Origin of the sequence: Paenibacillus sp. FSL R7-0297 (genome assembly GCF_038009025.1) — a bacterium.
Lineage (GTDB): Bacteria > Bacillota > Bacilli > Paenibacillales > Paenibacillaceae > Paenibacillus_AQ.
The window spans coordinates 122,810-145,505 of the sequence record NZ_JBBPAQ010000001.1; the positions used below are offsets into that span (position 1 = coordinate 122,810).

Annotated in this window: 16 protein-coding genes; 5 read left to right on the plus strand and 11 right to left on the minus strand. The window is 52.1% G+C overall.

What is annotated here, in order from left to right; genetic code table 11:
* Nucleotides 1-2 precede the first annotated feature (2 nt).
* The 6 genes from MKZ24_RS00585 to MKZ24_RS00610 all read right to left on the minus strand — a co-directional run bounded on the left by MKZ24_RS00585 (nucleotide 3) and on the right by MKZ24_RS00610 (nucleotide 11,557).
* The gene (locus MKZ24_RS00585; RefSeq protein ID WP_340780965.1) at nucleotides 3-704 is read right to left on the minus strand and encodes an ABC transporter ATP-binding protein; all 702 of its coding nucleotides are present in this window, start codon (nucleotides 702-704) and stop codon (nucleotides 3-5) included.
* Nucleotides 705-1,334: 630 nt separating this feature from the next.
* A complete protein-coding gene (locus MKZ24_RS00590; protein ID WP_042210599.1) occupies nucleotides 1,335-2,231 on the minus strand; it encodes an SDR family oxidoreductase in 897 nt (298 codons plus the stop codon).
* A gap of 142 nt (nucleotides 2,232-2,373) precedes the next feature.
* Nucleotides 2,374-3,213, minus strand: a complete 840-nt coding sequence (locus tag MKZ24_RS00595) for an aldo/keto reductase (RefSeq protein WP_340780969.1) — start codon at nucleotides 3,211-3,213, stop codon at nucleotides 2,374-2,376.
* Between the two features lie 85 nt (nucleotides 3,214-3,298).
* Nucleotides 3,299-8,329, minus strand: a complete 5,031-nt coding sequence (locus tag MKZ24_RS00600; protein ID WP_340780971.1) for an AAA domain-containing protein — start codon at nucleotides 8,327-8,329, stop codon at nucleotides 3,299-3,301.
* A 310-nt stretch (nucleotides 8,330-8,639) separates the two neighbouring features.
* The gene (locus MKZ24_RS00605; RefSeq protein ID WP_231637766.1) at nucleotides 8,640-9,098 is read right to left on the minus strand and encodes a putative immunity protein; all 459 of its coding nucleotides are present in this window, start codon (nucleotides 9,096-9,098) and stop codon (nucleotides 8,640-8,642) included.
* Between the two features lie 71 nt (nucleotides 9,099-9,169).
* On the minus strand, nucleotides 9,170-11,557 hold the full coding sequence (locus MKZ24_RS00610) for a GH36-type glycosyl hydrolase domain-containing protein (protein WP_340780973.1): 2,388 nt from the start codon (nucleotides 11,555-11,557) through the stop codon (nucleotides 9,170-9,172).
* Between the two features lie 168 nt (nucleotides 11,558-11,725).
* On the opposite strand from MKZ24_RS00610, the gene MKZ24_RS00615 reads away from it, so the two are divergent.
* The 3 genes from MKZ24_RS00615 (at nucleotide 11,726) to MKZ24_RS00625 (ending at nucleotide 16,508) form a co-directional block, all read left to right on the plus strand.
* Complete coding sequence (locus MKZ24_RS00615) at nucleotides 11,726-12,715, plus strand: DUF4003 family protein (protein ID WP_042232608.1); 990 nt, start codon at nucleotides 11,726-11,728, stop codon at nucleotides 12,713-12,715.
* 255 nt (nucleotides 12,716-12,970) lie between these two features.
* A complete protein-coding gene (locus tag MKZ24_RS00620) occupies nucleotides 12,971-14,746 on the plus strand; it encodes an ABC transporter ATP-binding protein (RefSeq protein WP_340780974.1) in 1,776 nt (591 codons plus the stop codon).
* A complete protein-coding gene (locus tag MKZ24_RS00625) occupies nucleotides 14,733-16,508 on the plus strand; it encodes an ABC transporter ATP-binding protein (RefSeq protein WP_340780975.1) in 1,776 nt (591 codons plus the stop codon). The genes MKZ24_RS00620 and MKZ24_RS00625 overlap by 14 nt, the downstream gene beginning before the upstream one ends.
* Nucleotides 16,509-16,644: 136 nt before the next feature.
* Here the strand turns inward: MKZ24_RS00625 and MKZ24_RS00630 are convergent, their stop codons facing one another.
* Both MKZ24_RS00630 and MKZ24_RS00635 read right to left on the minus strand, forming a co-directional pair.
* On the minus strand, nucleotides 16,645-17,217 hold the full coding sequence (locus MKZ24_RS00630) for a GNAT family N-acetyltransferase (protein ID WP_042232602.1): 573 nt from the start codon (nucleotides 17,215-17,217) through the stop codon (nucleotides 16,645-16,647).
* A 24-nt stretch (nucleotides 17,218-17,241) separates the two neighbouring features.
* Complete coding sequence (locus tag MKZ24_RS00635; protein WP_340780976.1) at nucleotides 17,242-18,159, minus strand: AraC family transcriptional regulator; 918 nt, start codon at nucleotides 18,157-18,159, stop codon at nucleotides 17,242-17,244.
* A 66-nt stretch (nucleotides 18,160-18,225) separates the two neighbouring features.
* On the opposite strand from MKZ24_RS00635, the gene MKZ24_RS00640 reads away from it, so the two are divergent.
* Both MKZ24_RS00640 and MKZ24_RS00645 read left to right on the plus strand, forming a co-directional pair.
* On the plus strand, nucleotides 18,226-18,786 hold the full coding sequence (locus MKZ24_RS00640) for a histidine phosphatase family protein (RefSeq protein WP_042232599.1): 561 nt from the start codon (nucleotides 18,226-18,228) through the stop codon (nucleotides 18,784-18,786).
* A gap of 67 nt (nucleotides 18,787-18,853) precedes the next feature.
* Nucleotides 18,854-19,420: a ClbS/DfsB family four-helix bundle protein gene (locus MKZ24_RS00645; RefSeq protein WP_340780977.1), complete on the plus strand. Its 567-nt coding sequence runs from the start codon at nucleotides 18,854-18,856 to the stop codon at nucleotides 19,418-19,420.
* 218 nt (nucleotides 19,421-19,638) lie between these two features.
* On the opposite strand, the gene MKZ24_RS00650 is transcribed toward MKZ24_RS00645, so the two are convergent.
* From MKZ24_RS00650 to yaaA, 3 genes are all read right to left on the minus strand, one after another.
* Complete coding sequence (locus tag MKZ24_RS00650) at nucleotides 19,639-20,478, minus strand: formylglycine-generating enzyme family protein (RefSeq protein WP_042232596.1); 840 nt, start codon at nucleotides 20,476-20,478, stop codon at nucleotides 19,639-19,641.
* Between the two features lie 240 nt (nucleotides 20,479-20,718).
* Entirely contained in the window at nucleotides 20,719-21,354 is a 636-nt protein-coding gene (locus tag MKZ24_RS00655; RefSeq protein WP_042232594.1) for a glycoside hydrolase family 11 protein, read from the minus strand.
* A gap of 499 nt (nucleotides 21,355-21,853) precedes the next feature.
* A complete protein-coding gene (yaaA, locus tag MKZ24_RS00660) occupies nucleotides 21,854-22,624 on the minus strand; it encodes a peroxide stress protein YaaA (protein ID WP_042232592.1) in 771 nt (256 codons plus the stop codon).
* Nucleotides 22,625-22,696 lie beyond the last annotated feature (72 nt).

The window sequence follows — 22,696 nt, forward strand, 5'->3', positions numbered from 1 at the left end:
CCTTACCATTCGATATCTTCCACGGATACCGGCGATGCATTCTTCACCATTTTCCGTACTTTGGCGTTGTTGATTTCAATAACCCGATCCGCCATCGGCGCAATAGCCAGGTTATGCGTGATAACAATAACCGTGGTTCCGGTATTGCGGCAGGTATCCTGCAGCAGCTTCAATACCTGTTTGCCGGTATTATAATCGAGCGCACCTGTCGGCTCATCGCAGAGCAGCAGCTTCGGCTGTTTGGCCAACGCTCTGGCAATGGCGACGCGCTGCTGCTCCCCGCCGGACAGCTGGGCCGGAAAGTTATTCAGCCGCTCTCCAAGTCCTACATCCTCCAGCACCTTGCGGGCATCCAGCGCACGCGGAGAGATCTGGGACGCCAGCTCAACATTCTCCAGCGTTGTCAGATTGGGCACAAGATTATAGAACTGGAACACAAAACCCACGTCATTACGGCGGTAGCCGGTCAATTCTTTGGCGCTGAAACGAGCGATGTCGGTACCGTCCACAATGACCTGGCCTTCGTCGGCGGAATCCATCCCGCCCAGTATGTTAAGCACCGTCGATTTCCCCGCTCCGCTGGGTCCTACAATCACAGCGAACTCGCCCTGTTCAATTTCAAAATCAATCCCGTCATTGGCGACAATCAGGGTCTCCCCCATTTTGTAACGCTTATATTCGCCTTTCACAGTAACAAACGCCATGCCATCTCCTCCTGTCATTTCCACATGCGGCCTTTGCACTTTGCATACGTAGCGGCAAATGCAGTCCTGCTCTCAAGTTTAGCACAAGAGTCCCCTATAAATACAAAAGGGGAGTTCCGGCACCCCGGCTTGATTCCTTCTCCAGGATACTAGGGTCAAACCAAAATCACCTTAACGGTAAATCAAGCCGTAGCTTATGCGGTTATGCAGGCTGTGCAGCTTATGTAGATATAAAGGCCACTCCACAATGCTCCACATTTTCTCCTTTTGCCCGCATTCAGTGAAATCAGGGGCACTAATGCTCCACATTTTCTCCTTTTGCCCGCATTCAGTGAAATCAGGGGCACTAATGCTCCTCATTTTCTCCTTTTGCCCGCATTCAGTGAAATCAAGGGCACTAATGCTCCTCATTTCCGCCTCCCGCCCACTTTCGGCTGATTTAGAGGGATTTATCCCTTTGATTTCCCCATATCGCCCACTTTCGGCGGATTCACTGGGAATCCTGCTATAAGAACACATTCGTCCGTCAGACGAATCTGCTCTAATCCGACTTTATCCACTACAAACGAATATCATAGTTTCCAGTATAATAAAAAACCTCCTTGCGGAGGTTTGAGCCTATACGCTGATTTAAGGTGTCGGCATGCCGCCGTTAGCATTCAAAGTCTCGCCGCTGACATAACTGGATTCCTGGCTGGCCAGAAATACATAGGCCGGGGCCATTTCAGCCGGTTGTCCGGGACGGCCGAGTGGTGTTTTGGCTCCGAAATCCTTCAGCGCTTCCTGCGGCTGTCCGCCGCTTACCTGAAGCGGAGTCCATACAGGTCCAGGTGCTACAACATTGACCCGGATCCCCTTGGCGGCTACCTGCTGAGCCAGTGATTTGCTGAAGGTATTGATTGCGCTTTTGGTGGTGGCATAATCCAGCAGAATCGGCGCAGGCTCATAAGCCTGAATGGATGCAGTGTTAATGATTGTACTGCCCGGCTTCATGTGCTTCACCGCTGCTTTACAGAGCCAGAACAGCGCATATACATTGGTCTTGAAGGTTGCATCGAATTGCTCGGTGGTCAGATCGGCGATATCCGGCACAAACTGCTGCTTGCCGGCGATATTGGCCAGGATATCAATCCCTCCAAGCTCCTCTACGGCTTTGGCTATCAGCTGCTCGCAGTATTTCTCATCCTTCAGATCGCCTGGCACGGCAACGGCTTTGCGGCCGGCTTCCTCCACCAGCTGGACAACTTCCTTCGCGTCAGCCTCTTCCTCCGGCAGGTAGGCAAGTACCACATCAGCCCCTTCACGTGCAAAAGCAATGGCTACCGCCCGCCCGATTCCGCTGTCCGCTCCGGTGATCACGGCCTTGCGGCCGGTAAGCCGTCCGCTGCCGCGGTACGTTCCCGCCCCATCATCGGGACGCGGGTGCATCTTCTTCTCCAGGCCGGGACTCGGCTGCTGCTGTTCAAACTCCGGCGTAGCTTTTTCATACTGCTTCGCAGGGTCCTGAATCGTATACTGATCGCTCATTGTGTATTCCTCCTCTGCAAACTTCTGACTCTTTCTATGTAACCAGCTTCCCATTTTCCTAAACGAATTATGTATGACAAGGATATGAAAAAGCCCCCTGCTTAAATAAGCAAGAGGCTTAACACTTCCCATTCAACCCTTCTTAAAACTCTTCGTACACCGCAGGGTCCTGATCCCACAGCGGTCCGGTTGCCGGGAGTTCCGCGATCAGCTTCATCTCTTCATCTGACAGCGTAAAGTCGAAAATATTAATATTCTCCCGCTGATGCTCTTCCGAAGAGGATCGCGGAATCGGAACAGCACCCAGCTGCACATGCCAGCGAAGAACAATCTGTGAGATGGATTTATGATGGGCGGCGGCAATTGCACCGAGCTGTTCATTCTTCAGCAGCTCCGTGCCGCGTCCCAGCGGACTCCAGGATTCTGTAATAATCCCGTGTTTCCCGTGGTAAGCACGCTGCTCTGCCTGATTGTAATACGGATGCAGCTCAATCTGATTGATGCTCGGTGCTACTCCTGTTCCCTGAACCAGACGATCCAGATGCTCCGGCAGGAAATTACTTACCCCTATCGAGCGGATCAGCCCCTGCTTCTGGGCATCGATAAGTGCCTGCCATGCTTCTACATACAGGTTCACCTTCGGATTCGGCCAGTGGATCAGGTATAGATCATAATAATCCAGCCCTGCCCGGTACAGCGATTCCTGAACGGTCACGATCGCCTCATCATACTTGTGGTGACGTCCCGGCAGCTTGGAGGTAATGAACAGCTGGTCTCTTGGCACTCCGCCCTGCCGCACCGCTTCCCCGACAACGCCTTCGTTCTCATAGTTAAATGCTGAATCAATCAGGCGGTAGCCCAAATCGAGGGCAGTCTTCAGACTCTGTACACCCTTCGTGCCTTTAATCCACGCCGTTCCAAAGCCAATCGCAGGCATACTCAGCCCGTCGTTCAACAATACTTCTGGAATGTGATTAGCCATGATGATGCAGCCTCCTCTATTAAGATAGTTGCTTACATTATCGCAAAGAATGAAGGTAATATCAAAATCTCCCATATCATTATTCTCATGATCTGCTATACCAGGCGGCTCTCCAGCGGGTAGCATAGACCCCTTCCTTCAGATAATTAAACGGTACAGCCTTCCGCCGTAATTCCGGCAAGTAGCGGATCAGATTCAAGTCTTCAATGATCCAGACTGCACCGTCCTGATCTCTGGTATCTACAAACTGCAAATTCCGGCAGTACAAATATTCCACCAGGTTAAATCCGGGGCCGGAGTCCCCATCATCTCCCGTTTCAGCACTGTCGGCCGATAAGCCCTGCCAGTAAGGAAGCTCCAGACCCGCATCCGCTTCCAGCAAGCTAAGCTCCTGCTCCAGCACCGCCTGTCTGTCTTCTTCCCTGCTTCGCATTTCTTCCGTCCAATAGTCCGTCAAATTCGGCTGCCGGCTGATTTCCTGATAAAAGAATTCCGCCGTCTTCTCTTGCGCTTGCTCCGCAGCAATGAACCCCGCCGGCTCCGCCGCTGACCCCGGAGAGATCGAATCTTCAACACCAGGTTCCCGTATAAGCTCCTGCCATTCCCGCCGGATCTCCGCTGCCCTGTTTACGATAACCGTCTTAAGCGCAGGTTGTCCGGCATTTCCGTCATCCGCATCCGCCTCCTGCCGGTGAAGCTCACGGGGAATATCGAGCTCCTCCAGTCTGCGGAACAGCGGCTGCAGCGCCTGCTCCGGATTCCGGAAATATTCACCGCCCCGAAGCCGCACAAAACTCCAGCCAAGGCGTTCGAGTATGGCTTGCCTGTCCATATCTTCCTTAAGCTTCTCTGCCGGATGCCATTTGTCTCCGTCACATTCCACAGCCAGACGTTTCCCGCCGCCTTCAACAACCATATCAATCCGGTACGCCCCTACTTTCCATTGAGGCAATACTCTGTAGCCTTCGTCCAACACCCGCCGCATAACCTGACGCTCGAATTCGGACTCCAGCACGGGCTCCTGCTGTTTATACGCTCCATCCGCTGCATACGGATTTCTGACATATTCAATTAAACGTTTCCGCAAATCCCCTTCTTTGAGCTGGGTTGAGGAATCAAGCGAATGTACGAGCCATAACTGGTCGCGGGCGCGGCTTACAGCTACGTTATACCGTTTCTTGGTGCGGTTCCCCGGATCAGAGATGAGGCGCAAAGGCACAGCTTCCTCTGAAGCGTCCACCATAGACAAGAACACAATATCGCGTTCATCCCCCTGAAACTGGGCGGAGTTGCCGCAGCGTATCTTCCGCCGCTTGTATTCCGTTGCCGGAATATACTTCTGCAAATACTGGTCAATCAGAATGGCCTGCTCTTCGCCAAGCAGCGTAATCACGCCAAATGTAGCATCCTTGTATTCTTCCAGCTGGATTGCAGACAGAATTAGCGAAGCAATGGCCTCTGCTTCTGCCTCATTGCGCTTACTGTTCCGGTTCCCGCCCTGGACCCGGTATTCCACAGTATACGGTTTCGTGGTAACGCCGCCGGCATCGCGGAGCGGAAGAATGGAACCATTATAGGAGAGCAGGTTGCTGAACTGGATAATCGGCTCCACACAGCGGAAATGCTCCCGAAGCTGCGTCATGCCCGCGAATGAGGTTTTGGCTAAGTCATATATTGAGGTGCTGCCGTCATAAAGTGCAGCATTCGGAATCCCCTCCAAATGGGCATCCATCAGTCTTCTGGTCTCATCCAGCCGCTGGCCGACGGCCTCCGGGCTTACCTGCTCATCATCACCTACCACGACAATTTGTGTACCCAGATACAGTGCTGTCAACGCCATAATATCTGCCTGGCTGGCTTCATCCACGATAACCACATCGAACCGGTTCTCCGATGGAGTGAAGCTGTCGACCACTCTGTATGTGGGCATAATCCAGACTGGAACAGCCGTCTGGCAGACCGGCATCAGCTTCCGTGCTTCGGCAAGCAGATGGGGAGCCGCTTTTCCCGTACGCTTGCCGGCTTTCTTCATCAGCAGCTTCCAGCCGTGAAGAGCGTTCTGCTGCTTCAGCGTAGTTTTCCGGGCAAGCGCCAGCCAGGCCTTCTTCTCCACTAATTGAAGTGTGGCCGCTTTGAACTTTTTACGAATCTCCACCAGTTCTTCTTGAAGTTGTTGTGCCGAGATTTCCGCCCGCTGATCAAGCTCCATATCCAATTGTTTAAGCAGCCAACCCGCTTCAAGTCCATCGGGGGCCCGGTGCTCTCCGTGGATCCCGCTTCTGTCCCTGAGCGCCTCCGCCCAATCCGGAGCACTCTGCTGCAGCCGCTCCAGCCATTCTTCCCTTTGGCCGATCAGCGCGCTTTTATCCCATATTCGCCGAACTGCCTGATACGCTTGCTCATAGGACTGCGGATCCAGCCGGGCTACACTCTCCTGCAGCCGGCGGGCTATAGCGGAACGGGAATCTGCCAGCGAATCTGCAGCCCTGCCTGCTTCCGCAATCTGCTCTTTAACTGTTCTCCATTTCTCTGCATTAATAATGGAACCAATAATAGAAGGAAGCTCTTGCTCTACCAGCCCCCGCATATGAACCCAATCCATATGTTTGCCTACCGTCATAGGCTTGGCGTTCAGCAGAACATTCCACAGCAGCCCCTCGCTCTCGAGGGAATGAAGCGGCGGATCAAAGCTTGTCTGCCGCCAGTCCAGCAGGCTGCGGATCTCCTGAATAATGTTATCCATATACTCTTCGGGCTGCGGTCCGAACCGGGCCAGATCATATCCGCCCCCGTCCGTAACCTGACGCTTCCAGCGGATGACGGACTTGGCCCGCTGCGCCTGATAGGTACCGATAGTAAGCAGAGCCTCCAGGTAGGCAGCGTTGACCTCTTCAATGCCTTTGCCGGGAGGCGCAATAAGCTCGCAGGCCTTCTTCCACTGCCTCTTAAGCAACAGCTGGAACGTGCTCAGCTTCCCCCCGTCTTCCAGATACCGCTTCATCTCCTCCAGTACAGGCAGCAGCGGCTGCAGATCCGTATCGACCAAATGTTCAAAACCATATCTGTACCGCGCAGTTCTGGCGGCCCGGTACAGCTCAAGCCACTTCTCCACTTCCTCCAGCAGATCAGTCCAATCCTTCTTCTCCGTTTCCTTGGATGAGACCAGATTCAGCTTCCAGTCCTCCTCAGTAACGGCACCAAACGCCTCACGCAGCTGCTGGAGAGCAGCGTTCAGCTTCCCGGGATGTACAGTCAGACCGGGCTTGAAGTAGGGAAGATGTCTGACGGTATCTGCAGCGGCAAGTGCCTGATATTCCATCACAAGCTCATGGAAAATTTCAGGAGTGACAGGCAGTTCTATACGATTGCGTAAGTACCGGAATTCCGCTTCATCCAGTACGCTGATTTCCCCAGAGCTTCTATATAAATGTTCCAGCTCGTCAGGGGTAAGCGGACAAGCCTGTCCGGCCGCTATCCTTCCCGGCACCAGCTCCATCGTATCCCGGCCTGCGGAGATCATTTTGGCAGCTGCAGATGGATCGAAGGAAGTACCAAACATAACAATAGACCGGTAATCGTTCTCTCTGGAGAGCCGCAATCTGTCTTCAATGACTCTGATCTGTTCCAGAATGGATTTGCGTCCGGCAGTCAGCTGCTCTACTTCCGCTTCCGTCTGTTCAATGGATATAGAGCTTAAGGTGGAAGTAATCTTATCGATGGAGTTCTCCAGCTGCTTCTGTCCGCTGGCATCATCCAGCACACTGACACACAGATCCTGAAGCGGCATTGCCACTTTGTCACGCAGCACGGCGAGTGCCCTTGAGGTGTGACTGGTGACCAGTACGCTTTTGCCTTCCGCCAGGAAATGGCCCAGCAGATTGGCAATCGTATGCGTCTTCCCGGTACCCGGCGGGCCCTGCACCAGAACAGAACCGTATCTGCCCAGCTTAAGAGCAATATCCAGCTGCTCTGAGTTCGCTTCTTTGGTAAACAGAATCTCTTCATTCTCACCATTCACATTCAAATTCGAATACGAAAAAACCTGGGTTCCTTCCGAAGCCTCCCCCGGATCAATGCCGGTTATTCTGGCGATTGCCTGCGGGAGTTCCTCTCTGTCATTCAGATCCTGTATGATCTCTTCGAAGGCATGATCGAAACCGGCCGACCGCTTGCGCAGGAAAATAACCGGTTCTCTCCGGATATACACTGCTGCCTTGTCCTGAGCCGGTTGTGCAGATGTTCTATTATAAGGAATAAACGCTGTCTGGGCAGACAAGTATCCGGATACTTTGCGCAGATATTCATCCGTATCCGTGAAATCCAAAGGGGAGCATGCAGCCTCGAGCAAATCCGCGGTGCATTTCTTAATTGACCCCGGACTGACTTCGGGCACATCTCTGAACAAGGAGCCATGAAATTCGGGGGCGGCTTCGGAGGCTATGACTGTAAATCCGGGTCCCTCCGGATCGAAGATGAGCTCGATTCTCTGTAACAGCACCGGATGGTGAATCGTCTCCGGTGTAAGCTCCCAGTGCAGAATCCCGTCGCCGATCATCAGCTCCACAGCGTCCCGCTCACGCTCAATCCAAGAATAGAGCATGTACAAATCCTCGAACAGCTTAATCGTTCTGCGGACAGGCCACTCCCGCTCCTGCCAGGCCTCATGCTCCAGAATCCAATTCTCCCAGAGCCGCACTCTCTCTTCGTCCTGATCGAAACGTTCGACATAAGCCTCATATTCCCCGGAATCCGCAGCCTCCCGGTAGCTGTCCATGCTCTCCAGCCGTTCCGGGCGGGTATGGATCCTCTCCCAATCCGGCTTCAGCCAGCGCTGCAGCAGCTCGGGCGGCTTCGGACAGGCTGTCCGGTCAGGCCGCTTCACGCGAAGCAGAACCTCAGTCATCTCCTCGTCTATACGTTCAGAGGGACTTATCCCCTCTGTGAAATCACAGGTCACATTAGAATGAACCGGCAAATCCGCAAGGGACTGCGACCATAACTGCCCGGATATCTGCTTGATTATCGGCTGCTTCAGCTGGTGCAGAGCCTGCAGATAGGTGAATACCTGGATAAGCTTCTGTCTCGCCGCGATTCGCTGATCTTCACTAATTCCCATACAAAGCCCTTCTTCTCTGTCCTTTTCGCGACAAAGATCCTGTTTTTTGAACTAATTATAATATAATCGGCCAGGTTTAAATACCCGGATTTCTATACTCCAAAAGGAGGCGCGGATACCCGCCGCCCCTCATCCCCCTGATCTGGTTTTCATAGACATCAGGATGACTAAATCGGGATCTTTAGTTCAGCCGGCATAGCCATAATTCGCAATTGTTGTATGAAGTACAAGAATTCTACCGCTAAGCCGCCTGCAAGAGGAGAAAAATTGCCTTTTGTACAACAATTTCCGATTACGGTCGATTTAATCACTAATCAGTCCTCGTAAGCTGGGCCAAATGCCGGTATTGCCATTCACGCTCCTGCGTGACGGCGAGTTCGGCTCCGGCAGGAGCCGCTGCGGCATGTACCGCCTTGGCGGCATAGGTTGCGGCATGCACTGCATGGGTGGCAACATGCGCAGTTGCCGCAGCATGTCCGGCAGCGCGGGCTGCAGCGCAAGCCTCTGCCGGACCGGCGGCACGGGCCGCCGAATGAGCGGCAAACGCAGCTTGGCGGGCTGCGGCCATCTTAAGCTCACCGCGAACCCAGGCGCGCCCTGCTTCAACCGCCTGCCGCGGCCGCTGGTCTTCCGGGCATGCTGCCTCCAGATAAGGCAGCACGCGTTCGGCGCAGTCGGCAGCCCAGAGCGCTAACACCTGATGATTACTTGCGCCTGCAAGCGCGGCGATGGACTTATCCAGCCCGCCCGCGGCCAGTTTCGTATTCACTATATTCCTCCTATGGAAGAAGGCCGGAATCTTCCAAAGATCCCGGCCCACTCAGTTGTTATGATAAGCTATCAGTTCGTGACTTGAGGAAGCTTAACCAGCACAGTATACTCCGTACCAGGTTTCAGATCCTTAAGAAGACCTGCCTCTGCTAACTGGCCGTCCAGATAGACTTCTGTCCCCTTAACCCCAGCTTCACGCTGCATCTTGATATGCAGCCCGGCACCTCTGAAGTTACGCTTAACCGTAACCTCCGGCCAATCGGAAGGGAGCTGCGGCTTCACCTGCAGTCCTTCGCGCGTGCCCTGGAGTCCAAACAGGCCATCTATCAGGCAGCGGTATACCCATGGAACGGTGCCAGTATTAAACAGATGGCTGGAGCGTCCGGCAGTCTTCGGGAATTGCTTGTAAGCACCTCGGTAATAGTTGGGGATGAAGACAGGCAATTGGCCCCGTCTGATGATATCCCCGATGTCAGGTCCCGGGAGCATTTTGCGCAGCAGACGGTAGGCCTGATCCTGCTCTCCCACCGCATACAGGCCATAGATATAGAACGCTGCGGCATGATTATAGACTGCCCCGTTCTCGGCAGTGCCCGGATGCTTCTGCGTAACCCGGCCTACATCCTCCCGCATGGCGGTATAGGAGGGTGCCAGCTTTTCTACCCCATATGGTGTCTCCAGCTGCTCCGTGACCGATTTCATCAGCTTCTCCCGCTTCTCTTCATCGGCCGCACCGCTGAGCAGCGCCCAGCCTTGCGGATTAATGAAGATCCGGCCTTCCTTATCCTCACTGATTCCGAACACGACATTGTCATCGGTGATTCCCCGCGCGTACCACTCACCATCCCAGAAATACTGATTGACGACCGCATTCGTCTCATCGGCCGCAAGGCGGAATGCCTTGCCAGCCTCCAGCCGGCCGCTGTGAACGCAGATATCCGCCCAGATCATGCAGGCATATGCTGTAGCTATCGTCAGCCATCCGGATACCCCCTTGCCCCGGTAGCCTACCATATTCATCGGGTCACACCAGTCACCCTGATTGATATAATTCAGACCCCGTTCATCCCGCTCATGAATCAGCCACTGCAACGCCCGATCGATATGTTCGAAGACAGATTCGGCTTCCTCACCGCCCGCATACGGGACAATCTCTTCCAGAATGCTGTAATCATCCGTCTCATCCAGATAGGTACTGAGGCAAATGGGCAGCCAGACACAGTGATCCGTATGCGGAACCTGATTAATATATTTCAGTTCAGCGGCCTCATGCAAAATAATGCCATCCGGCATAGCTCCGCTTACCGCCTGCTGGCTTAGAGCAGTCAGGAAGGCACTTCTCGCCGTCTGCGGCTTAATATAACTCATGCCCATATTATCCTGCAGATAATTACGGGTCTGTGGGTCAGTCGTCAGGCGGTTCGTCTGCCCGTGATAGTACATCTGCCGGGGCAGCCAGTGGTTCACCAGATTATCAAGGTCCGCATCCGGAGTCGTGATCTCAATGCAGCCTCTGCCTTCGCGGATGTATTCCGCGTATTCACGTTCCGCAAGCTCAAATCCGTCTGCGCCGTTGGCATCAGCATTCAGGAACATCCGCTGGCGGATATCAGCAATCTCCTGTTCATTCCGGGCGGGTCCGAAGATGAACCGGTATTCACGATCCTCACCCGGCTCCAGGCCGATACTATACTGCAGAATGGCAACCGGTGATTCGTAGCGGGCTTCCCCTTTGGATAGCAGACTGCTTCTCAGCGCTGATGGGGAGCTAATCCCGCCTTCCCCCTCGAACGCTTCCTGATTCACCTCCCAGGATGCCGGAGCGTGATCAGCCAGCAGGAAGGTCTTGTCCTTCAGGTGTTTGATCCTGTCATATTCCTGATATTTCTGATATGGCGTAACGGCTGTAGCTACGACCCCTTGCAGAGCCTCCTTATACTCGCCGGACTGGTTCATCCATGACATGTAGCCGATGGTGAAGTAGGGATAAATGCTTATTTTCCGTGGAGCTGAAGACAGATTGGTTACCTTCACCCGCCACAGCTCCATCGGCTCATCCTTGGGCAGGCTCAGCGTCATCTCGATGGCGATACCACTCTTCTCAATTTTCCACACAATATTATGTTTGCCTACAGCAAAGGTATAGTGATCAGGGGGCAAGCGGACGGGCTCATACGGGGCAGAGAATATCTCACCGCTTTCCTCATCCTTCACATAGACAAACCGGCCGGGATGGTGGGCATAATAGGGCTGCTCCGGCTGCATGAAGGTCTTGGCTTCCAGGTTCGGCGCATAGGAGTACTTGGCTGGCTCGGGCTGCATGAACTGGGCTACCGCATACCCGCGGCAATTCATATGAATCATCATCCGCTCATTCCATAGAAATCCTGAAGCCTTGGGCAGAATTGTCGGACTCGACAACTCGTAATACTCGTTATCTTCAGATGCTCTTATCATTCTCATGCCTCTCTTCCAAGAATTGTTTACTGCGCTGCATGTTCTCTTAATTCAAGAATACGCTCTCATAGGTTAAGCGGCAAGTATGCGATTAGATTCATTTTCATCATTTGGGTTTGTATAGTAGAATTAGCCCAAGTGTCCAAGTATAGATGAGAGGTGTACCCGATGAAGGAACAATACCTGGCAAGACTTGAATTGTTCGCTGAAAATGCACAGAGAATCAAGAAAGAATTCCCCTGGCAAAATGCTCAGGTGAACCGCCTGGCCGCATTGCTCTACACCGTGGAGAACAAAACAGCCGATCCTGAAGCGATCCGTGCGAACCATGCGCTGATCAAGGAGAACACCCGGATGTTCTCTTCCTTCCGCGGGACTTCCGCCATCAGTATTGCTACCCTGCTCTCTCTTAGTGCTAAACCGGAGCAGCAGCTTGCCGAAACGCTGGCCGTCTATGATCTGATGAAGGATGTCAAATTCAGAGCTTCTGACTATCTCGTTATTGCCGCCTATCAGATTGCTGCCCATACTACATCCGAGCAGTATGTCCAGGTGATCGAACGCACGAAGGCATTCTTCGATGGCATGAGAGCGAAGCATCCTTTCCTGACTGGACAGGATGACTATATCTTCGCTGCCATGCTTGGAATTTCCACTATCGGAATCGAGCACGGAGTAGAGCGCCTGGAACAGCTCTATGTTGCTCTTAAGCCTGAGTTTTTCTCCGGCAACAGCGTTCAGGCGCTGACACAGGTAATGCTGCTTGGGGAGGAAGATGGCGGATCTGCAGAACGGGTGCTCAGCCTGCGCGAGGCCTTCCGTGCACAGGACATCCGGATGGACAAGGAATATACACTACCTTCGCTTGGCATCCTGTCGCTGCTCCCCTATGAACAGAAAGAGCTAGTAAGCGATGTCTCAGAGACGTATGAGTTACTGCGTACCCGGAAGGGCTTCGGGAACTGGTCGATTAACAAGCAGGAGCTACTCCTGCTGTCTGCGGCACTGGTGTCCTATACGTATATAGACGACGTGAAAAGCGGCATTATCACTTCCGCGTTATCCACCAGCATTACCAACATCATCATTGCCCAGCAGACGGCAATTGCGGTTGCAGCCGCAACATCCGCTGCTGCGGCCTCGTCTTCTTCGAATTAGATTTATAGGCCTGCCGTGTGTGGCAGAGACCGGTTCTGTGTAGACCGCTATAGTGTTTACTTATAGATTTACATTAAAAGAGCCCGTACCCAGATGATGATCAGGGACCGGCTCTTTTTTATAATACCTATTCCTGCAGAAGTTCGGTTGATTGTAACAAGAAAATTAGCTGTAAACCTATACATTTTGATTCATAGTGTTATAATCACTTTGATTTATTCACAAGAAAATAAGAAAACAGAAGCAGGTGATCAGATGTTTGAACTTAAATGGCTGTGGCAAAACCTCGAGGGCAACCGGGCACGGTATATCATGGCGCTTTGTCTCTCGGTAGTGGGCTCGAGTCTTACGATAGTGAACCCGTACCTCAGCCAGCGTATCGTCGATACGTTTATAGCCGGCGACCACGCAGGGCAGAATCTTGCTACAGAAAGGGGACTGCTCATTGCGCTCTGCCTGGGCATGATCGGCTTTTCCCTGCTGCGCACAGGTCTGGCTTATCTTACAACCATGCAGTACGAAATATCCTCCCAGAATATGATGTACAACATCCGCATTTATTTGTACAACAAGATTCAGGGGCAGGACCGGGAATATTATGACCGCAATCGTACCGGTGATCTTATGACTAAGATGACAGGCGATCTGGATATGGTCCGGCATTCGATGGCGTGGATTTTCAAGATGATCATTGAATCGCTGACGATTTTTCTGGCTGCCGTCATTTATTTCCTTACAATTGATGTCCAGCTGACGCTGTGGATGCTGATCTTGTCGCCACCGATTTTTGTCGTGGCCTTTATCTTCGCCAAACGTGTCCGTCCCATGTACATTGATCTGCGCGAGCGGCTGTCCCAGCTTAACACGACGACCCAGGAGAACATTTCAGGCAACCGTGTAGTCAAGGCTTTCGCCCGTGAAGAGTTTGAGATTGCCAAATTCACGGAGAAGAATGTCAACTACTCTGTGGCGAACAAGAAGGCGGCCCTCGTCTGGCTCGATTACTTTCCTTATCTGGAGTCCTTCGCCCAAGCCTTCAACGTCATCCTGATGCTGGCCGGCGGCTACTTCCTGATGCACGGCCGGATCACCTTTGGTGAGTTCGCAGCCTTCTCCTCGCTAATCTGGGCGGTATCCAACCCTATGCGCAATATCGGGATCATTATCAATGATATCCAGCGCTTTTTTGCCAGCTTATCCAAAATCGTCGATATCTATTATGCCCGCCCCGCTATTGTGAACGAGCATAATATCACAGAGCGCCGCCGCTATGAGGGCCGGATTGAGTTCGAGCATGTCCGGTTCAAATATGACAGCGCTACCGTGCTTGATGACCTGAGCTTTACGATTGAACCCGGTGAAACGATCGCCATTATGGGCGCGACAGGCTCAGGCAAGACATCGCTGATCAACCTCATCCCCCGGTTCTACGATGTGGCCGGAGGCCGCGTGCTGGTAGACGGCCGGGATGTCCGTGAGCTTGAGCTTGATGAACTGCGCGGGAATATCGGGATGGCTACGCAGGACGTCCTCCTGTTCTCCGATACGATTGACGGCAATATCGCCTATGGCGACCCCGATCTTACGGAGGAAGAAGCGCAGGCCTATGCCGGCCTCGCAGCAGCCCATGACTTCATCGTCAAAATGCCGGAAGGCTATGATACGGTAGTCGGCGAACGCGGTGTCGGCTTGTCCGGGGGACAGAAGCAGCGTATTGCGCTTGCCCGCGCGCTGGCGGTGCACCGCCCGATCCTAATCCTGGATGATACGACGTCTGCCGTCGATCTGGAGACGGAGGAGCATATTCAGCGGAGTCTGCGTGAGCTGGAATATCCCTGCACGAAGATTATCATTGCACAGCGGGTATCCACTACCGCCCAGGCAGACCGCATCCTGATCTTAGAGGGCGGCCGTCTGATTGAGGAAGGCACCCACGCCGAGCTGCTGGCCAAGCGGGGGTATTACTACGATGTATTCATGCTGCAGAACGAGGGCATTGGAAGGCAGGTGACCGAGAGTGGCCAGGAATAAATTCGATGTCGATGAGAATCTGGAATCGCCGTTTAATATTAAGCATTTCCGGCGGGCCATGGTCTATATCAGACGCAAGAAGAAACCGATGATTCTCGCATTCGTGCTTAGCGCACTGTCAGCGGCTATCGCCCTATCCGCCCCGCTGATTATGCAGCATGTGGTAGACGTAACCATTCCGGCAAAAGAAATGGGCGCGCTGGTTGGCTGGTCCGCGCTGATGCTGGCGACTATTGTGGTCAGCGTAATTCTGGCTACCATCCGCTCACGGATAATGACCAGTGTCGGGCAGGATATTATCTTCGATATCCGTACCGATCTGTTCAAGCATCTGCAGGATTTGCCGTTCAAATATTACGATGACCGGCCACAGGGCAAGATCCTGATCCGGGTTGTAAACTACGTTAATGCGGTGTCCGATGTGTTGTCGAACGGAATTATTAACTTTATCCTAGAAATCGTGAATCTGATCTTCATCGCTGCCTTCATGTTCGCCGTTGATGTCCGGCTCTCCTTCGTCATCCTTGCAGGATTGCCTGTATTCCTCGGTGTCATGCTGCTCATCAAAACCCGGCAGCGCCGGGCATGGCAGGCGGTATCGAACAAAAGCTCCAATCTGAACGCCTATCTGCAGGAAAGTATCAGCGGGATCGGCGTAACGCAGATGTTCTCCCGGGAACAGCGCAATGAGGGCGTCTTTACTCGCCTAGCCGGTAATTTCCGCACGGAATGGATGCGGGCGCTGCGTTACAATACGCTTATTCCGTTCACTGTCGATAACTTGTCTACCATGGTTACGGCAATGATTTTCCTGGTTGGCCTGCTGACTCTGAACCCGCAGAGCATGACGCTTGGTGTCATTCTCGCGATGAGCAGTTATGCCGCCCGCTTCTGGCAGCCGATTCTCAATCTATCCCAGCTGTACAATAACTTCATTAATGCGGTAGCTTACCTGGAGCGTATCTTCGAAACGCTGGATGAGCCGGTTACCGTCAGCGATATTCCCGGGGCGAAGGAGCTGCCGCCCGTTCAGGGCCGGGTCACCTTCGACGATGTAACCTTCGCCTACGATCCGGGGCTGAACATCCTGGAGAACATCTCCTTCGATGTCGCGGCCGGAGAGAGCATCGCCCTGGTCGGTCCGACCGGTGCAGGCAAAACTACGGTCGTCAATCTGATCTCGCGCTTCTATAACCTTACCGGCGGCAGAATCCTGATCGACGGGCAGGATATTGCCGAGATCACGCTGAAATCGCTGCGCAGCCAGATGGGCATTATGCTGCAGGACAGCTTCATCTTCTCGGGAACGATTCTGGATAATATCCGCTACGGCAGACCGGATGCCACCGAGCAAGAAGTCATCGCCGCTGCGAAGGCCGTCTGCGCCGATGATTTCATCCGTGAATTCGACCAGGGCTACCTGACGGAGGTTAATGAGCGCGGCTCCAAGCTGTCCCAGGGACAGCGGCAGCTCATCTCGTTCGCCAGAACCCTGCTGGCCAACCCGCGTATTCTCATTCTGGATGAAGCCACTTCTTCCATTGATGCGCAGACCGAGCGTCTGCTCCAGAAGGGGCTGAATGAGCTGCTCAAGGGACGTACCTCGTTCATCATCGCGCACCGGCTGTCCACCGTGAAGAACTGCGACCGCATCATGTATGTCTCGAACAAGGGTATTGCGGAAAGCGGCTCGCATGATGAGCTGATCGCCCGCCGCGGCCTCTACCACCGGCTCTATACGGCGCAGAAGATGGAAGCATAAACAGTTTCCCCACAAAGTGAGGCTCCAGCTTCGAAGCTGACTCAGGTACTTTGCGGGGACCCCAGACAGATTATTAGTTCTTACAGCACCAAAAAGCTCAAGCCTATTAACGGGCCTGAGCTTTTTTATCTTATGGTCACACCTGAATATAATCTCCCCTAAGCATACTGTATATCTCCAGATCAACAATTCCTTTGCCTGACCACAAGGCGGCTTGCCGCAGAACCCCCTCCTTGATGAACCCTGTCTTCAGGAGCACCTTCTTGGACGGTTCATTCAACAGCATGACTTCGGCCTGAATTCTGTTCACCTGAACCTCTCTGAAGATATAGTCCAGCAGGATTTCAACAGCCTTAGAGGCAATGCCTTGTCCCCAATGGGCTTCTGCCAGGAAGTAGCCGATCGTCACCATATTCACCTTCTGATTGAAATCGCAGGCTTCAATAATTCCGAGCAGACGCCCCTCCTCACCACTAGCAAAGATGCCCCACTTGATCCTTGATCTTTTGGCGTAGTCCCGTTCGAAATGTCCTATCATATTGCTGACTGTAGCCTTGTTATGCTTCGGAATGATCCCGCAATATTCAAACACCTTGTCATTGCTGTAAATATCAAATAGCCCGTCCAGATGAGTCTCCTCAATTCTGTTCAATACAAGTTCATCTGATCTTAGTACAGGAAACCGGTCAAACACAACGTCCACATTCATTCCCGCCACTCCATTCTCCGAAACTTATACGCGCTGCCTAATGGGGATATACAAATCAACCTTACACTTGCCTTGCTGATCCTTCATGGGATCATTCAGACAGAATTCAAGACACGGCCTGTCGTCCGCTTCGTACCCGCTGCGGGGTAACCACACGCTGAACATGCTGTCATACGCGAGGACCAGTTTGTCCACCGTATCATAGTATGAATACACCGCATACATGCCGCCGGACACTGTCTTGAATTCTACCTGCGGCCGGTGTGCTCCCTGCTCAAACCCTTCCGGAACTGTAACGCAGGCATCATACCGGCACGCAGACTCTTCTACGAGATCCCCGTCATCCAAAGATATTCCGATAAACTGCTGATTCCCTGCATGAAGACCGTGCTGGTCTGCCCAGCGGCTTAGCTTGTCCCATGCGCTATACGTATCCAGGTAACTTCCAATATGCCTGATATAAGCAACTTCCATCTCCGGGATCTGTCTGATTTCTACCATACTATCCCAAGCCCTCCTTAACAGCGGATTACTTCTTGCTCTATTGTAATCTGCCAGGGAAGCTGATTCTGCCTGTATATTGCTGAAGGATGATGCGAAATTGCTGTTTCTCCGGCTGCTGTTCCTGATACTGCCCGGTGTACAGCCATAATACCGTTTGAAATGGGCATTAAAGACCGATACCGATTCGAAACCACATTGACCCGCAACCTCCAGGATGGTCTTATTCGTTTCGGTCAGCAGCACCAGTGAGTGCTGTATACGCTTCCTGTTTACAAATACCATCGGAGTCACACCGACCATAGCTGTGAATATTCTGCTGAAATGAAATTTGGAGAAATGGGAGATCTCCGCCAGGGTATCGAGCTTAAGCGGCTGACTGCTGTGTTCCTCTATGTATGCAATGACCTTATCGATTCGCTCTCTATAATCAAGATTCATCGCTGAATTCCCCGCTTCATTCATGATACAATGCATTACAAATATTAGCAGATGAGGGGATGAATAATGGTTACAAATTTGTTTTTGGTAAGGCATGCGCACTCGGCTTATTCGGCCGATGAATTAAACAGACCTTTATCTGAACGTGGACAGGCAGATGCGCGGAAGGTCAGCGGACGGCTCATCCATGAGAATATTCATGTCCTGATCTCCAGTCCCTATAAACGGGCAATACAGACCATTGAAGGACTGGCCGGCCCCCTGGGCCTTGAACCTGTAATCGAAGACGATTTCAGAGAACGGTTATTGTCCGGCGGACCCGTCAGCGACTTCGGCCAGGCCATTACGAAGGTATGGGAGAATCCCTCTTTTGCCTGGGAAGGCGGAGAATCTAACCTGATTGCCCAGGACAGGGGAGTTCAGGCACTCCACAAAGTATTGCAGCAATACCAAGGCAGTAACGCGGTCATCGGGACTCACGGTAATATTATGGTCTTAATCATGAATGCGCTGGATAAGCGTTATGATTACGGCTTCTGGAAGCAGCTGGATATGCCGGATATCTATAAGCTAAGCTTCAATGGAGACACACTTACCGGCGTGCAGCGGATTTGGAACAGGACCTGACTCTGGTTAAACTGGACAGACTGCTGTCACAGCTCTATGGTATAACCAATGTAAAGGAGTGAACGCTATGGCAAGCTATGAATATTCTTCCAAACAGGAGCTGCTGGAAACGATCCACACCCTATACCTGCTCTTAGACGCCGAGTATGACGGTATAGACGATAAGTACAAGGATACGCGAATTCCTGAAGTGGATAAAACCCCCGCCGAGATCATCGCCTATCAGCTGGGATGGCTGGAGCTGGTGAGGAGCTGGGATCAGAACGAGCTGGAAGGACGGGCCTTCCTCATGCCGGATCAGGAATATAAATGGAATGAGCTGGGCGGATTATATCAGTCCTTTTACGACAAATATTCTGAGTATTCACTGGCTGAACTGCGCAGCTTATTCCGGCAATCAGAGCAGCAGTGGCTGGACTGGGTCAGCACGTTGACGGAAGAAGAGCTGTTCACCCAGGGCTCACGTAAATGGACCGGGACCAAGGAACACTGGCCCATGGCCCGGTGGATTCATATCAATTCAGCCGCTCCGTTCAAATCCTTCCGGGGGAAGATCAGAAAGTGGAAAAAACAGTTCCCCGCCGCTTTGCTAACCCACCCTTCAGGTTCACTCCCGGATCGCGATAGGGTATAACAGGACTCCGCCGGAAGCCGCTCCTTCTTTCTCACCGTTACTTTTATACGGACGCTCAGGTAAAGCTAGCTTACGAGGCTCTTACGAGGGAAGGCAGTATCCTTCATCCCTTACGCAGCACGACTTACAGTTCCTGTATGGCTTCTGTTACAGATAAATTGGGATTCCGCTGGGGGCTAATGACGGAGTAGCCCCCCTCTTTAGACAGGTCTGGCCATTTACTCACCGCGGATCACACGAAAACCTTGGTCATTCCCCCTGCTGCTCCCCTCAAACTTGCCCCGAAACGATACCTCTGTATTATTAACGCCGCCGATCCACCCGCCGCCCTTCACCAGTCTGAGGGAGCCCCTGTTGCTGTCCGGGTTCTCGTACCAGTTCCAGCACCATTCTCTTACGTTACCTGACATGTCGTATAGCCCCAGCTCATTGGGTTTCTTGAGGCCGCTAATTTTCGTCTGGCTATGATTATTCTCGATCGCCGGCCAGTTCCAGTCCCCGGTTAAGAATTGATCTCCGGAATTCCTCCAGTACCACGCCACATCTTCTGGCTTATTGCTTCCACTATAGCTGTTGCTCTTGCTCATCTGGCCTCCGCCTGCTGCATATTCCCACTCGGCTTCTGTCGGCAAACGGTAACCGTTCACTCCTTCATTGGCCGTTACTGTCCATTTCATGAAATCCCGGTCGCTTGTATTATTCGGGTCAACAGTGTTCTTGTCTATGTTGTAATAGGGCTTCAGGCCCTCCTTGATACTCCGCTGATTACAGTACTCCACAGCATCATACCAGGTTACACTCTCTACAGGCAGATTATCCCCTTGAAACTGGGAAGGGTTATTCCCCATCACCTCCAGCCATTCTTGTTGAGTCACCTCATATTTACTGATATAAAAGTCTGGGAGGGTCACATCTGTTCCATAATAATTGGATTTCGTGTCTACAAAGGCACCGCCCTCGACCCATACAAGGCGCTCTTCCCTGGCAGGCTTCTCCTGCGAGCAGGCACTGGCAATACCCGTTAACGCTATTAATAAGACAATCAATAGTTTTCGCATGGATATATCTCCTTTGAAACGATTGGCAAAGGTACGGACCTGCTAAACAACATCTATATAGGAAGCACAGTACATAAATGTATTAGGTGCAGGATTATCATATAGGTCTCATGTGGAGTTCAGCCCATATAGCTGGCTTATTAAGGCCGCCGGCTGTGTAACCGGCAGGCCTCAGTCCTATCAATGATCAGCCGTCTTGCTCAATAGCTAAGAACCCGGTTAGTGCCTGTCAGCCGCCTGTTACCACACCGTTACGTTAGAGCTGCCGCTGCTCTGATAGCCTTCTGTTGCAAGCACCTGATAGGACCAACTGCTTCCCAGATTCATCCCTTTGCTCTTCCATGCGTTAACATGGTTACTGAACGTGATAGCAGCGTTGCTTCCCGTCGCTCTCTTCGACTGTCTTACACTCCAGTATTGAGGGAATGTGGCATTACCATCAATGGAAGGCGCGTCGTAGCGCATAGTGGTATAGATATCATAGGTACCCCCGTCACTGTTCACAGTGCCTTTATACGTTCCGGTAGGTCTATAGGTCCCCCAGCTGTCAACAACGTAATATTCGATGAGTGAATTTCTTGTCCAGCCGTACAGGGTCAAATACCCGTTGCCGGATGGCGCCCAGACGCCTGCATTGTAGTTGACTGTTCGTGTTGGCGATCCAACATTCCAGCCTTTACCGACCACGAAATTTCCGGTATTAGACCAGTTCACACTGTAATTTCCGCCAGTTCCGTTCGTAGCATTGACTGTACCTCCGCCATCAGTCCAGTTCTGCCAATAATCTGTCGCTGCACTTGAGGTCGCTGCAAACGCGCTGAAGCTCATTGTGGCTGCCATGAATACCGTTAGAATTTTCTTGTTTAGCTTAAACATTGAATTACCTCCTAAGAATAATTTGTGGTGTACAGCCTTTCTTCCCCGCCCTCACTTGCCGTAGCTTCTGTCCGCAGATTCTAACTTATCCTGAGTCTTCTCCCAGATATTTACTTGTCCTCCTTCACGAGTAAATTATATAAGGTAAGCGTTTACATTTCTCTCTCCAAATTAAAGGTTTAATCCCAATTTTTATAGGTCTTATGGAGGCGAGACGGCAATGGCGTTGATTACCAGGGATGTGCCCAGCTTCTTCGCTGCTTCCAGCCAAAATCATAAGCCCTCCGATCCTTTGCGCTATTGTTATTTTCTTGTATTCATCTTAGATAATCTTCTTAACAAGCAGAAACGGCTTCGCCGTCCTTATAAAGGACGGTACCGTTCCAGCGAGAAATAGAAGGATAATTTATAGCGTGAAACATATAAATTCTTATATTTCAAAAAAAGGCAATCCCAAATACGGTTATTCAACCGTCTTCAAGATTGCCTGTTGTATGGCTTACTCTACCATTTCATTCTTATCATGCTTCTGCTGGATAAACACATAAGTCTTCTCATCCGACAAGGCCTCAGCAAATGCGAAATCAAACCCGTTAAAGCCTTGGATATCCTCTACGCGGGTTATTTGCCGCTCGGCCATGTAGCGGACCATTTCACCCCTGGCCATCTTGACCAGCGTCGCCCGCTCAACCACCTTGCCGCCGATGTCCTGCCCGAACACCACACTAATCATTCGAGCGTCCTTGCCAAGGTACGGGGAGATACACTTGCTGTATTCCTTAGAGGCCAGGTTCAGAATGATGTCACTCTCCGCGAACAGCTGATCCGCCAGTCTTCTATTCCAGAACGCATAGAGAGAACTGAAGCCCCTCCCGCCCAGCTTAGCCTGCATCTCCAGCCTGTACGGCACAACGCCGTCAAAAGGTCTAACGATTCCATAGAATCCGGATAAAATCCGCAAGTGCTGCTGAAGATAATCCAGCTCCTCCGTCTGAAAGATTCCGGGCGCCATGTACTGGTACTGTATTCCCTCATATGAGAAGATAGCCGGCGTCAGATTCCTGGTGACATCCATCTCCCGGATCCGTTCCATATTCAGCGTGGCGATGGCATCATTGCATTTCCATAGCGCTTTGGCTTCTTCATAATTCAACTTGCGTAATAAGGCCAGAAGAGTCTGCGATTCGCTGATGAACTGCGGCACTTGGCGGTAATCCAAGAAATCCGTGTCCGTCTTCATCTTCTTGGCAGGCGATATAATGATTCTCATGCTGCTCTCTTTTCTACCCCCGCGGGGAAAACTAAATATACCTTTATATATACTATCATAATTCCCCCTCAC